Here is a 13,472-nt window from a genome sequence, read left to right on the forward strand (position 1 = left end):
GAAAGAAATAAGTAAAAATAAAACAACAGTGACAAAACCGAATAGTATGATAACAAAACAACCAACGCAAAATGTTATGAAAAATAAAATCCCAACAAAAGTTTTTGCTCTTGGAGGATTAGAAGAAGTTGGAAAAAATACATATTGTATTGAACATGATGAAGAATTAATTATTCTTGATGCTGGTGTTAAGTTTCCTAGTTCAACAATGCTTGGTGTTGATGCTGTTATTCCGAATTATAATTATTTAAAAGAAAATCAACGAAAAATAAAAGCGTTATTTATTACGCATGGGCATGAAGACCATATTGGTGGAATTCCTTATTTATTAAGAGAAGTAACTGTTCCAATTATTTATGCACCCAGATTAGCTGCCGCTTTAATTCGTGATCGCTTAAAAGAAGCGAAATTAGAACAAACTACAATTGTCAAAGAAGTTGATAATATGAGTGTTATTAAAACAAAAAACTTTAAAATTAACTTTTTTGCTGTTAACCATAGTATTCCTGATGCATTTGGAATTTCAGTAATGACTCCAAATGGAAAAGTTGTTTCAACTGGAGATTATAAATTTGACTGAACACCCTTAGGACATCGTGCTGATATTGAAAGAATGGCAAATATGGGACAAGAAGGCGTAATGTTATTAATGGCTGATAGCACAAATGCTGAAGTTGAAGGATATACTCAAACTGAAATGAAAATTATTAAAAACATTGGAGAATTATTTGTTAAAGCGAAAGGAAGAATTTTAATTTCAACTTTTGCTTCAAATGTTCACCGTATTCAACATATTGTTGAAATTGCTAATAAATATGGGCGAAAAATTCTAGTTTTTGGTCGTAGTTTAGACCGTATTATTAAAATTATTCGCCAAATGGGACATTTAAAAATTTCTGATAAAGCATTTATTAAAGCTAATGATGCTAAAAACTATAAGGATAACGAAATATTAATTATTTGTACCGGAAGTCAAGGTGAACCAATGGCCGCCTTATCACGAATTGCAAATAATCAACATCAACATATTTCAATTATTCCTGGTGATACGGTTATTTTTTCATCATCGCCAATTCCAGGCAATCAAGCTGATGTTGAACGAATTATTAATAAACTAGTTCGTGCTGGTGCTATCGTCCAAGAAAATAGTCCTTTAAATAAAATTCATACTTCTGGTCACGCTTCACAAGAAGAACAAAAATTATTATTTACCCTTTTAAAACCAAAATACTTTATGCCAATGCATGGTGATTATCGTATGTTACGCCAACATGGTGAAACAGCAATGAGTGTTAATGTTCCAAAAGATAATGTTTTTATTTGTGCTAATGGTGATCAAATTGAATTATTAAATGGAACTGGGGTAATTGGCAAACGAATTGAAGCTGAAGCGGTTTATGTTGATGGAAAAGATTTATCAGGTCAAACAACTGCTGTTGTTCGTGATCGTGAGATTTTATCAAAAGATGGCTTAATTGCCGTTATTATTTCAATTGATTCGCAAAATAACCAATTATTAACTCCCCCACGAATTATTTCAAGAGGAAGTTTTTATGTAAAAGAATCTGGAAATATTATTAATGAATCAATTCGTTTAACAACTGAAGCAGTTAATGAAGTTTTAAAAACACAGAAACCAACTTTTGGAACTCTTAAAAATGCTATTAAACAATCATTATCGCCGTTTATCTATCGTTATAAACGTCGTAATCCATTAATCATTCCAGTAATTTTAAATAAAAAATAAAAAGAATACTTAAGAATGAATAGACTGCACCCTGTTTAGTAAGTATTAATAAAAAGGTTTACAAACTTTTATTTATTATATCTTTTTCTTTTTGGTTTGAATATCATTTATTTCATTTTTTAACATCATTAATATATTCATTATGAGATTTATAATTTTTATTATGGATTGTTCCTTTTTTAAGTAATGAATGAAAACTTTCAATTGCACAGTTTCAGATAACTGAGAATTTTAATTAAAAAATGCCACCACTTCAATATGAAATGAAAGCATTTTTTAATTAAAATTCTCAGTTATCTGAAACTGTGCATATCATATTGATAATTTTTTTATTTTATCAAGATTTTTCGACAAAATTAAAGAAAAATAGTTGCTTGTTTTTTAATTTTTAGTATATAATGAGTAAGGTTAAAAAGAAATGCCATGCCTAGTTAGCTCAGTCGGTAGAGCACTCGGCTGTTAACCGATCGGTCGCAGGTTCGAGTCCTGCACTAGGCGCCATTATTTTTTTTGACAATTTTTAATATTTAACGGCCTGTTGGTGAAGCGGTTAACACACATGCCTTTCACGCATGCATTCACGGGTTCAAATCCCGTACAGGTCACCATTTTCGGGTGTTAGCTCAGTCGGTAGAGCGCCTGCCTTACAAGCAGGTGGTCAGCGGTTCAAGTCCGTTACACCCGACCATTTTTTTATATTAATGAGCTGGCTTAGCTCAATAGGTAGAGCATCTTACTTGTAATCAGTAGATTGGGAGTTCGATTCTTCTAGCCAGCACCATTGACTGTTGTCTCCTGTTAGCTCATCAGTAGATAGAACATCTGGTTTTTAACCAGTGGGTCAAAGGTTCAAGTCCGTTTACAGGAGACCATTTTTTAAAACCGAGTACCCGGGTGTGGCGGAACTGGCAGACGCACCAGACTTAGGATCTGGCGGGGTAAACTCGTGGGGGTTCAAGTCCCTTCACCCGGACCATAAATAAACAACAAATTAAAACTTTAATGCAATGTTTCTTTTAACTGAGATATATAAATAAAAATTTTTCTAGATTATTATTTATATATAAAGTTAGGAGAAACATTTTTATATGGCTAAAGGTAAAATAAAAGGGTCTAAAGATCATTCTTTTGAATTTAAAGAAAAAATTGTTAATGAATATTCAATTGGTATCATGTACGATGAACCTCCAAAAAACAACTCTTGTTAAATAAAAAGGGTTGTTTTTTTATTTGTAAACCCATAATTATTAATTAATTCAGAGAAAGGGCAGCATCTTAAATTCTTAAAATAGAAACTTTTTATCGCAACTTTTTCGTTAACTTAAAGTTGTTTACACATTTATTAAATATCTTATAAATCATTACAAAGTGTACCTTTTTTTTCTCCTAATTTAAGGTGTTGTCCTTTCTCTGTTTTAGTTAATTAATTTGGCTAATAAATAAAAAAACTTAATATCAAAGAAAGGAGTAAGTAATGGAAATTAATACGCAACAAACAATCTGTGATGTTGATAATTGCTATAAATCAATATCATTCATTACCGAAGAATTTTTATCAAATAAAGTTTTATGAACTTGTGATAAACACAAAGATTTATTAAATCGTACAAAAGATAAGAAACAAAAGCGATTTTATCAAAAAATAGAAAATTCAAAAATTATCTTTGATTGAGAAACTGGTTATTTTAAACTTTGATTTTATAAAACAACTTAATGCAGTGTGGGACGGTTATTTTAAATAACTAAGTGCTTCCATAAGAACATGAGTTTAAGCTCATTTCCACAGCCAGCCGAGGCAAGTACTGAAATAGTGTATGAGGAAATATGTAAATCGGCGCTGGTTATATTTAAACTAAGCGATAGTCGTGATAAGTGCAAGGTCAACATCGAACGACAATAAAAATAGAGATGGCCACTTTATAAATAAATTTGCGATATATATTGTCCCATCGAGGATGGCAGTGGTTCTACAAACCACAAAGCCAGCACTTGGCTCTTCAAGGTGCAAGTGAATTTATTTTAAAAACTGAACGTTTTGACCTGAAATGGTGCGGATGAAGAGAGAGAATTCTCTGGCTTTACCTCATAAAAACAACTGTCTATTATCTAATAATAAACAAATATTAAATATATTATCGCCACCGCTCACCCCCAGTGAAGCGGATGGCGTAGTAAATAAATAGATAAATACTTATATAACTAATTCTCGCTTTGGCACTTTCACTTGGGAGTGAGTGCCAGCAAATTAAAAATAGGAGGAAATATAATGGAATATAAAAGTTTGTATATTAATAAAACTTGAAATGAAATAACAACATTATTTGATTGAGTGAATTGTCAACCTGTTAATTGTCGTATTTCTCATCATAAAAATCATTATGATTTACAGTGTTTAGAATGAGCAAAAATGTACTTAAATTTATTTGAAGATAAATGAGACGTTATTGCTTCTTATATGCAACATTACAAAATTAACGATATTTTAGATTTAGCATCAGATGGTTGAAAAATATTACAAATTGAGAAAAAAATCAATCAAATAATTTAGGATTTTTATATGAAAAATTTAAATAAAATTTGTCTTAAACAAAGATATTGAGGTTATTGTTTTCATAAAGAATGCAGTAAAGAAAATAAATTGAATGAATTAATGCTTAAAAGTTATTCAGTATCGCAAGAAGATATTACGGATGAACATTTAGCATTAAACAATAAAAATAATTAGGAGGAATAAGAAAATGTCATATTGTATTAGTGATTACTTAAATGAAAAATGAATTAATAATAACGCATTAAAAATTAGTAATAAAGATATTATTTATGCACAAATTGATAGTGACTATGATATGAGTTGAGAATTAAATTTATATCTTAAATTTGGTAATGAAGAGCGACATGTAGGTAATATTTCGTTGCCAAAAGATTTTGATTTAAATTTAAAATGATATGAAATTGATGAGGTTAAAGGTTTAATAGATGATTATTTAGAAGATGAAGAAGCAGACTACGAAGTGATAAATTATGAATAATATGTGAAAAGATGAAAGTGGTTATGTTTATAGCGAAGAAGATTTATTTAATATCGCATTAGAAGAATGTTGTTCAGAAGAGACTGCTTACGAATATATTGATAATTTAATTATGGATATGAATTTGGAGGAAATTTAATTATGGCAGATTTAAAGTTAAATAATCAAATTAAAAATATTACCTATCCATTTTATTTAAAAGGTAATGATTTTAAAGAATTAAGTTTAAAAGCATTACCGATTAAAAATTGAATTGATAATCACGGTAAAGAATTAGCAGAGTTTATCTATCGTCATCTTAATCATTATGCATTAAATGGTTATCAAGATATACATTTAAAAGATATACCCAGTGCTATTAGTAAAATTGATTTTGTTTTTAGAGAACCATTAGAATTAATAAAAAATTTTAAAGATGAATTAAATCGAATTAGAGTTAATATTATTAATTTAGAAAAAGTACTTCAAAATAATAAAATTGAAATTAAAAATAGCCTAATACAAGTTCAATACTTAAAACAACAACAGTTTATTCAAACTAAAAAACAAGAACAAGAAAATAGGGTTGAATATGCTAATAACTTAACGCCTGATATGGGGTTAGACATGGACCAAATTGAAGATGAACAAGTTCGTGTTATGGAAGATGTAGCAAAAATAGAACAAGATTTAGAAAAAACTACTAGTAAATTTCGGAAAGAAAAAATATTAATTAAAGATATTGATATTTTGGGTGTTAATGATGATTTTTTACAAAATGCTGATAAATTAGAACTTATTAATTTAATTAAAAATTATTTAATTGTTGATGAACAAATTGTTAAAAACGAAATTAAAAAACAATGAGATAGTAATAAAAACATTAATACTATTGGTGTTAATGGAATTAAATTCAAAATAAATAAAGGAGAGAAATAATTATGAATAATCAAATGGGAATAAAAGAATTAGTAGCAACAGCAATTAAAGCATATGAATTAAATGTTAATGCTAAATATTTACAAGAAAATTTAATTTCTTTACAAGAACTAAAATTAAAAAATAATCAAAGTTATATTAATTTAGTGGGTAATGCTGATAATGGAAAAATTACAGCCTTAGGAATTATTAATTTAAGTAATAAAGGTTTAATTTTTGGCAAAGATTTTAATATTATTCCATTTAAAAATAAATTAACAACTATTATTGATAGTAGTGTGTTTCAAAAAAGAATGGAACAAGAAAATTGAATGTTAAAACGAGGAATTATTTATAAAAGTGAAAAATTTGTATGAGATACCGATTTACAAAAACCAAAATTACATGAAATAGATTTTATGACAAATACCAGTCAATATGAAAATATTATTGGTGCTTATGCTTTTGGAATTAATCGTTTAACTGGTGAAACAAAAGGAATTTTATTAATAAAAGCCGATATTGACCGTTTAAAAAATAGTAGTCCAAGTGGAAATAGTGAATATTCGCCTTGAAATAAATGACCAAAAGAAATGGTTGAAGCAAAATTATATCGTAAATTAGCCCAAGAATTAGGTGTAGATATTACTGACATTGATTTATATGAAAAAGAAATAAAAGAAGATGGTAATTTTGATTATATACCTTTTAATGATATTACTGTCGCCAAAAATAAGGGGCAGATGAGCGATGAACCCTTATCAAACAATATAAATACCTCATCTTATATAGAAATAGCGGATACAAACAATAATGTAGTTAAAGAAGAAGATATTTCTAATGTAGTACCAACAGTTAATAATAATGATGAAGAATGAGCAACTTGATAAAAATAGGTATTGACCCATCAGGGACTGGTACTACTGCTATCGTTACTTTTAAAGATAATAAATTAATTGATAAATCCGAATATACACATTATGATTGAATTACACAACCCGATATTATTTTAGATGTATTAAGACCAGATGCAATTGTTAATATTGAAGATTGTTTATATACATCTGCTAATGCAAGTAAAGATAGGGATGATTTATTAAAAGTAATTGGAACAGTTAAATACAATACAAAAAAAGTGCACAATATTAATTGAGTATCACCAAAACATACTAAATCAATTGTTAAAAATATGGAAAATTTAAGTAAATATAATGATAGTTGTATATGAGAATTTGATAAAGATAGTAATTTAATTTATCAATATGGTAAAGGTTGAAAATATAATAATGATAAGATAAGTAATCATTTACGAGATGCCATTATTATTGCTAATTATGAGGTTTAATATTATGAAAGAATCATATAATCAAAAAACAGGAAAATATTATTCTTGTAAAATTCGAAATGTTAATATTTACTTAAATGAAAATGAAGAAAAAGTTTGAAATAAATTATCTAACTTTGATACTTATTCACAACGAATAGAATATCTTATTAATTTTTATATAAGTCACAACAAAGAAAAATAAAAAATAACCTTAATTGGTTATTTTTTTAAATACTATTTGTTAGTTGTCTAATAGCATCTTTTTGTGCTTGTTTTTTGTCGTTTACTTTAACTTGTTTTTTAACATTTTTAATTTGACCTGTTTTAAGGGCTAATTCTGTTGCATAATCAGGTCCTCGTAAATGTTTTTCGTGGGCAATAACAGCCGTTCTCAATTCTCTAAGTTCTGCTTTATATTTTTTAATTTTTTTAGCAGATAATCCAAGAATACCAAGACTACCCATTCCACCAGCACCAGCTAACACAAGTAAAGCAATCATTAATGTTTCATTCATGTTTTTGTTTCCTTTCTTATCCTTACTCAAACAGTGGCCATCCATTCTTTCAGAACAAAATAATTTATAAATTAAGCTATATAACCACCCAAAATATCTACCACCCCTATATATAGTCTATTTTAATAAAATTTAATTATTAGTTTCATAATTATTATTTATATTTAATTTTTTGTTATTTTCTTCTTGTTTTTGTTTTTTAATATTTTCGTTTTGTATATTTTTAAATATTTCTTCTGTTATACCATCTAAATTATTTCATTGTTTTGCTATTCTTGGTTGAATAACACGCGGATTAATCCGACAATCTAAACAATGTCTTAAATGGTCTTTTTTTCATTTTAATTTATCAATTAAAATAATAATTAAAGAAATTATTAAAGTAATTAAAGGTAAAATTGTAAATAATAATCCCATTTTAGATAATTTTAATCGTGGAATATCAATTTTCATATCTACTTTTGGTTTACTACTAGCAACAAATATACCCTGAATTCCATGTGTAAATAAAGGTGTTAATAAAATGGCAATACCATTGCCTCAATATTGACCATAATTATATCAATCAATTTTTCCTTTAATTGCATCAATCATTCCATATTCCAATCAACAATTTAATGCTAAAAATATTAAAGTATAAAAACTAACTACTCAACTCCTAATTTTATATTTTCTTTCTCATTCTCTAATATCTTTATGAGTTCAATTATAAGTTGGAATAGGATCTTTTTTAAATCAATTTCAAGGTAATGCACCCTTTAATCAAGTTGTTTTATCTTGCTTCATTAATTAAACCCCTTTCTAACTTACTTTTTTTCTTTCAATGTGTAAATCAGAAAGTGTTCCATCTGTCCCACCAGTACGTATAGCAATAATTCCATCACCTTCTAATTCTACACGATGAGAAAAAACGTTTCCTAATTCAAATGAACCAACAGTTATTTTTCCCTCAAAATTTTTGTATGTTGATAAATAATAATGATTTTGATTACTTGTTTTAATTCAAATATTGTATTTATAATTTTCTTTGTTTCAATTTTGTATTTCATAATCAAACCTTGTATTATCTAAATCACTGGTATCAACAATTTCTCAATCTGAAATATTTGTTTTTCAAACCCCATTATCATAATAAATCGTATCATTATCAAACGGAACAACAAGTTTAATATATTCATTATAATCAATTTTACTATAATCGATAATTGTTGGATGAGTAATATTAATAGTGTTATCAGTTTGAACGCGTTCTTTTAAATAAAATAATAAACTGTCATAAAATGTTTTTTTCGTAATATATTTATATTCTTCTTCTCAAGGATGAGCATAATTCCCTAAATGATAATTATATGGTCTCGTAACTGTTTTACTAGATATAATATCAATTATTTCACCAGCTAATTTTAAAGCATTTTTAACATCACGAGTAATATTTTCATTTGCTTCAGGGTCATTAGTTTGTGAATAAGCAACTCCACCTTGTGAAAATGAAGCACTACCAGTTAAATCATTAACTCCTTTTGGCAAATATCAATTCATAACTGCTAATAAACAAGCAGATTGAATATAACTTAATCATTTATCATATTCAATTAAACCAGTATTATCTTTTTTAACTCAGGGAAATAAATCTTTTTTATTTATTTTATCTGAAATTGTCCCACCTGATAATCTATCCATTCATAAACTAGTTTTTAAAATAGCATTATAAATTAAATTATCATTATAAGCAGATTGCTTACGGTCATTAATAGGTTGTCAAAGTTTACTTTCTTTAACATCTTCAACTGTTATAAATAACAAATTACTTAAATTACTTTCCATATAATACACCCCTTAATTGATTTCGATATTTATTTCTTAAATTAGATAGTTTATAACCATTAACTTTTCTTTGTACTTTTTTAATTTTTTTAATAGTTTGATTAGTTTTATAAAACATACTTTTAACTGGTGTTTTATATAAATTATTAATATTTTTAACATCACTTTTTCGCTCTCGATATCATTTTTTATTATTAATTTCACCAGCAAAATTGAAATTAAAGTGTCCAATCTTTAAATTATTAATAAACCTTTTAATTTGTTGTAATTTTTGAATATGTGGTAATGTTAATTTGATATTTCCTTTTGGGTATTTTTCTTTTAATTCTTTTGGTAATCGTTTTTTAATATAATCTCTTAAATGACTAGGTAATCATTTTCTTAATCAATAACGCCAAAATAAAGTTCCTGCATTAGATACAGCATTACTTAATAATTTTCAAATTTCAACTGGAACACTAGGATAAACATATGGACCATAAAACTTCGGGTGTTTTGCTGTTTTTGTATATATTAAAATAGTTAAATTACCTGTTAAAGTTAACTTATTTGTTATATTAAACATACCACTATTAAGCCAACTACTATTTAAAGGTTGTCAATTAGTGTTTAGATAATTTTCTTTTTTAAATTGTTCTCTATTTTTAATATTGTTATCTTTTTCTAATTTACTTAATATTTGTTGAATTTCTTTTTTATGACCTTTTTTAATTAAATTTAAATAAGTAAATGGATTTAATCATTGATAAATATCTTCAATTTTATTTGTAATCTTTTGAAAAGGATTAGCATAATATGAAGCAAACTTATTAACCTTATTAATTAAATTAACAAACTTATTTATTAAAGGTTTATTTCCTAAATTTTCTGTTAATAAAGTTAAAATTCGTAATATTAATAAATTCATTGTTTATTAAGAATTTTTAATTACTACTTCAATTGACTTTGTTTTACCAGTTGCTTTGTTTTTACCTTCAATTAAAACTTCAACAATTTTATCATTTGTAATATCAATTGGTCAGTCTTCACCTTTAGGATTAATAGAATAATCAAAATCATTTTCAGTTAAAGAACTATCTACAGTTTTAACTGCTTTTAAAACAACGTCTTTAAATTGTGGTTTTAATCATCCATCACTAACATCTTTGGGATCTGGTAAATTAATGATTGGTTTATCTAATTTATTTATTTTACTAATATCTATTTTAGCAACATCTGGTGTTAAAATTACATTAGATTTTGTTGTATTTATTGGTGTAGAAATTTCATAATCAACCGGCACTCTAAATGTTTTATTTAAATTACTTTTAGCAGTATTTATTTCTTCTTGTGTTGGTTCTTTTTCTAAAATAATCTTACATGTTTTTGGATATAAAATTGTTGGTGTTGCATATTGTACTTTACCAATTCATTTAGGGTTAGCAGTATCATTATCTAAAACTTGTTGAATAGTATCCATATTAATTGGATATGCTCATACTTGTTTATTAATAAGTAAACCATTTATATTAGTAAAATTATAACCTTTATCTCGGTTAACTTGTCCTTTTGTATATGTTTTTTCTAAATGAAAACTTTTTGATACCGGAATACCCATTGCGGTATTTTCATATAATTCACCGTTAACCATTGCTTTTAATTGAGCTTGTGAACCAATTACTTTTAAATAAGCAGGTGTTAATCCTAAATAGGATCTTCGTCCTAAAACCATAAACATTTTATCGGTTGGTAAACCAAAATATAAATTACTAATTTGATTTGTTAATTCAATCAAAGTTTCATTTAATGTAAAGAATGCTTTATTTGCATCATCAGCATTATCTGCTGTATAACCACGAAATGGAATTACTTCATATTGACCATCTGCTAAACAATAATCATAAATAGCCTGAATTAATTCACATTCTAAATTAACAAATTTATTCTGTACAACACTAGCAATAGCATCAGCAATAACACCATTTTTAATATTTTGTTCTATCATTGCTAAGTCAAATGCTTCATTCATTAATTTTAAATTAAATCTTTTATTAATAGGCACCGGAATTCTTGTTAATCCCATTGTTTGAGTTGCCCCACCATTTGGTAATGAATAATCATCTTGTCATACCACACGATGAGTTAAATTATATAATGCTTGTCCTGCATTAGGTAATCAAGCAACTTGTTCAGCAGTTGCAGTTGCATATTGCATAATACTTGCATGCTCATTCATTAATGGTCCTCTTAGCATAGCGTTAACCATATCAACATAGGCTTTTTGACCTGTTGTATTACCTTGTAATGTAAAATGTACTTGCGGCAAATTAATTGTTGCCATAATATTCACTCCCTTATTATCTAAGGTTTTTAAGTGTATAATCAGTTAATTTCTTAATTTCTTCTGGAGTATATGCTCCTTTTTCTTTAATAGTTTCAATTTCATCATTTTTATTTTCAACCGAATTTTCAATCATATCTTTAATTAAATTAGTTGGTGAAACTGATGGTTGTTCTTCGACAAACAAATCAGGTTTTAATTCTTTTAAAGTTTGCATTTTTTCAAATAAAGAACTACCACTAACTTTTTCTAAATTAGTTTTAATATCTTCAATTTTAGTAGATGGAACATCTTTAAAGGCTTTTAATTCATCTAATTCATTAGATAATTTAATAAAGTCTTCTTTTGATATAACATCTTCGCGTTTTTGCACACTTTCTCTAATTTGCTTTGCTTCATTATTAAACTGATTTAAGATATTTTCTGCAATTTCTTCACTTAAACCTTGTTCGATTAATTGTTCTTTTATAAGTGCCATTTTATAAACTCCTCTTTTTTTATCCTTGTCCGATTAACAAGTCAGCGTAACTCTTTTTTACGGAAAAAGATTAAACCTATGCCTTCATTATATACTATTATTTTACTAATACAATAATTTTTATACATAAAATACTAAACTTAATATATTTAATTGCTAATTTACCCCTTAAAACGCTTAATAATAGCTTTTTAACAAGATAAAAGTTTTTAAACTAATTACTAATTTTGATTGTATATATATATATATATATATACAATGAGGATAGATCTTGATAAAAAGTTTCAAGATTAAGAAATGGAGAAAAACAAGTGTGAAAAAATTACTTAGTTTATTAAGTATATTAACTATTGGTGGAAGTGCTGTACCAACAACAATTGCCGCTAGCCCTTATCAAAAAGGGAACAATAAATTAAATATTATAAAAAGAGGTATTAATTCACAAAAATTAAATAATTTAATAGATATCAAAAATAACCTATCTGAAAAAGTAAAAGATATGGGTGAAAAAGTTATTGAAGAATGTCAATTAATGATATTACTTGAACGTTATTTAACGCTAAAATTACAAGAATTAGGAAATTATCTTAAAGAAGATTTATCAAAAAATATTAAAAATATTACTATAAATAAAAATAATCTAAAACAAAGTATTCAAAATTTAGGACAAAATGTAAAAACTTTTGGAATAAAAATGAAAGCATTTGGAGAATTAGTAAAACAAATAACTAATGGTTTAATTAAAAGTTTAATAAATGTAGAAGATTTAGGTAATGGTTCTATTTCTCAAGGAGAAATTTTAGAAAAATTAGGTGAAATTATTTATTTATATCAAAATGAAAATTTAACTACTGATAGTGTTAATATATCTAAAATAAATGAAAATATTAATATTATTGGTCAAAACATTAATACTATAGGTATAAAATTAACAATAGATGAGAAACTTAAATATTATCCAGACGTATTACCGGGATTAAAAGATTATAGAATGATTGTAAAACCATGATTAACAAATGAATTGAATTGATATGTTTTAGGTAATAGATTAAAAAAAATAGGATATAAAGTAATCAATATTCAAAAATATAATAATCAAATATCTAATCAAAATATTGAAGATTTAGGACAAAATATTGAAGATTTAGGTGAAGAAATAAAAAATGTTTCTTTAATAATAGAACAAGGTTATAAATCTACAAAAGCTTTTGGTTTTTCATTGATTGAATTAGGAAAATTTATAAAATCATCAGTATAATTAAATTGATATAAATATTTTTTAAAATATTTATAGATGAAAATAATCTATATTATTTTCATTTTTAATTAAATTAA

The 13,472-nt window shown here is 26.0% G+C and carries 17 protein-coding genes and 6 tRNA genes; 17 read left to right on the forward strand and 6 right to left on the reverse strand.

What is annotated here, in order from left to right:
• Window positions 1-46: 46 nt before the first annotated feature.
• From ACQH23_RS09330 to ACQH23_RS09405, 16 genes are all read left to right on the forward strand, one after another.
• A complete protein-coding gene (locus ACQH23_RS09330; RefSeq protein WP_425379336.1) occupies window positions 47-1,747 on the forward strand; it encodes a ribonuclease J in 1,701 nt (566 codons plus the stop codon).
• Between the two features lie 425 nt (window positions 1,748-2,172).
• Window positions 2,173-2,248: transfer RNA gene (locus ACQH23_RS09335), tRNA-Asn, on the forward strand.
• Window positions 2,249-2,279: 31 nt separating this feature from the next.
• Window positions 2,280-2,355: transfer RNA gene (locus tag ACQH23_RS09340), tRNA-Glu, on the forward strand.
• Window positions 2,356-2,359: 4 nt separating this feature from the next.
• Window positions 2,360-2,435: transfer RNA gene (locus ACQH23_RS09345), tRNA-Val, on the forward strand.
• 17 nt (window positions 2,436-2,452) lie between these two features.
• A tRNA-Thr gene (locus tag ACQH23_RS09350) sits at window positions 2,453-2,528 on the forward strand.
• 11 nt (window positions 2,529-2,539) lie between these two features.
• Window positions 2,540-2,619: transfer RNA gene (locus tag ACQH23_RS09355), tRNA-Lys, on the forward strand.
• A gap of 18 nt (window positions 2,620-2,637) precedes the next feature.
• A tRNA-Leu gene (locus ACQH23_RS09360) sits at window positions 2,638-2,723 on the forward strand.
• 498 nt (window positions 2,724-3,221) lie between these two features.
• A complete protein-coding gene (locus tag ACQH23_RS09365) occupies window positions 3,222-3,461 on the forward strand; it encodes a hypothetical protein (RefSeq protein WP_338955090.1) in 240 nt (79 codons plus the stop codon).
• 516 nt (window positions 3,462-3,977) lie between these two features.
• Window positions 3,978-4,295, forward strand: coding sequence for a hypothetical protein (locus ACQH23_RS09370; RefSeq protein WP_425377632.1), 318 nt, complete (start codon window positions 3,978-3,980; stop codon window positions 4,293-4,295).
• Window positions 4,296-4,304: 9 nt separating this feature from the next.
• Window positions 4,305-4,472, forward strand: a complete 168-nt coding sequence (locus ACQH23_RS09375) for a hypothetical protein (RefSeq protein ID WP_425378131.1) — start codon at window positions 4,305-4,307, stop codon at window positions 4,470-4,472.
• Between the two features lie 13 nt (window positions 4,473-4,485).
• Entirely contained in the window at window positions 4,486-4,776 is a 291-nt protein-coding gene (locus ACQH23_RS09380) for a hypothetical protein (RefSeq protein WP_425377634.1), read from the forward strand.
• Window positions 4,769-4,915 carry a hypothetical protein gene (locus ACQH23_RS09385; RefSeq protein WP_425377635.1) on the forward strand — a complete coding sequence of 49 codons (147 nt, stop codon included), beginning with the start codon at window positions 4,769-4,771 and terminating at the stop codon, window positions 4,913-4,915. The genes ACQH23_RS09380 and ACQH23_RS09385 overlap by 8 nt, the downstream gene beginning before the upstream one ends.
• Window positions 4,916-4,917: 2 nt before the next feature.
• Window positions 4,918-5,694 carry a hypothetical protein gene (locus ACQH23_RS09390; RefSeq protein ID WP_425378132.1) on the forward strand — a complete coding sequence of 259 codons (777 nt, stop codon included), beginning with the start codon at window positions 4,918-4,920 and terminating at the stop codon, window positions 5,692-5,694.
• A 2-nt stretch (window positions 5,695-5,696) separates the two neighbouring features.
• Window positions 5,697-6,563 carry a recombinase RecT gene (locus ACQH23_RS09395; RefSeq protein ID WP_425378133.1) on the forward strand — a complete coding sequence of 289 codons (867 nt, stop codon included), beginning with the start codon at window positions 5,697-5,699 and terminating at the stop codon, window positions 6,561-6,563.
• Complete coding sequence (locus ACQH23_RS09400) at window positions 6,548-7,018, forward strand: hypothetical protein (RefSeq protein WP_425378134.1); 471 nt, start codon at window positions 6,548-6,550, stop codon at window positions 7,016-7,018. Before ACQH23_RS09395 ends, ACQH23_RS09400 begins: the two co-directional genes overlap by 16 nt.
• A gap of 4 nt (window positions 7,019-7,022) precedes the next feature.
• Entirely contained in the window at window positions 7,023-7,202 is a 180-nt protein-coding gene (locus ACQH23_RS09405) for a hypothetical protein (RefSeq protein WP_425378135.1), read from the forward strand.
• A 25-nt stretch (window positions 7,203-7,227) separates the two neighbouring features.
• Here ACQH23_RS09405 and ACQH23_RS09410 read toward each other — a convergent pair whose 3' ends face one another.
• The 6 genes from ACQH23_RS09410 to ACQH23_RS09435 all read right to left on the reverse strand — a co-directional run bounded on the left by ACQH23_RS09410 (window position 7,228) and on the right by ACQH23_RS09435 (window position 12,137).
• Window positions 7,228-7,560 (reverse strand): hypothetical protein, encoded by a 333-nt coding sequence (locus ACQH23_RS09410; RefSeq protein ID WP_425377640.1) that lies wholly within the window; start codon window positions 7,558-7,560, stop codon window positions 7,228-7,230.
• 87 nt (window positions 7,561-7,647) lie between these two features.
• Window positions 7,648-8,301, reverse strand: coding sequence for a hypothetical protein (locus ACQH23_RS09415; RefSeq protein WP_425377641.1), 654 nt, complete (start codon window positions 8,299-8,301; stop codon window positions 7,648-7,650).
• A gap of 15 nt (window positions 8,302-8,316) precedes the next feature.
• Entirely contained in the window at window positions 8,317-9,339 is a 1,023-nt protein-coding gene (locus tag ACQH23_RS09420; protein ID WP_425377642.1) for a hypothetical protein, read from the reverse strand.
• On the reverse strand, window positions 9,329-10,246 hold the full coding sequence (locus ACQH23_RS09425; protein WP_425377643.1) for a hypothetical protein: 918 nt from the start codon (window positions 10,244-10,246) through the stop codon (window positions 9,329-9,331). Before ACQH23_RS09425 ends, ACQH23_RS09420 begins: the two co-directional genes overlap by 11 nt.
• 6 nt (window positions 10,247-10,252) lie before the next feature.
• Window positions 10,253-11,659: a hypothetical protein gene (locus tag ACQH23_RS09430; RefSeq protein WP_425377644.1), complete on the reverse strand. Its 1,407-nt coding sequence runs from the start codon at window positions 11,657-11,659 to the stop codon at window positions 10,253-10,255.
• A 16-nt stretch (window positions 11,660-11,675) separates the two neighbouring features.
• Window positions 11,676-12,137, reverse strand: coding sequence for a hypothetical protein (locus tag ACQH23_RS09435; RefSeq protein WP_425377645.1), 462 nt, complete (start codon window positions 12,135-12,137; stop codon window positions 11,676-11,678).
• A 313-nt stretch (window positions 12,138-12,450) separates the two neighbouring features.
• On the opposite strand from ACQH23_RS09435, the gene ACQH23_RS09440 reads away from it, so the two are divergent.
• Entirely contained in the window at window positions 12,451-13,395 is a 945-nt protein-coding gene (locus ACQH23_RS09440; protein WP_425378136.1) for a hypothetical protein, read from the forward strand.
• Window positions 13,396-13,472 lie beyond the last annotated feature (77 nt).

This window comes from Spiroplasma endosymbiont of Polydrusus pterygomalis (assembly GCF_964030635.1).
Taxonomy (GTDB): domain Bacteria; phylum Bacillota_I; class Bacilli_A; order Mycoplasmatales; family Mycoplasmataceae; genus Spiroplasma.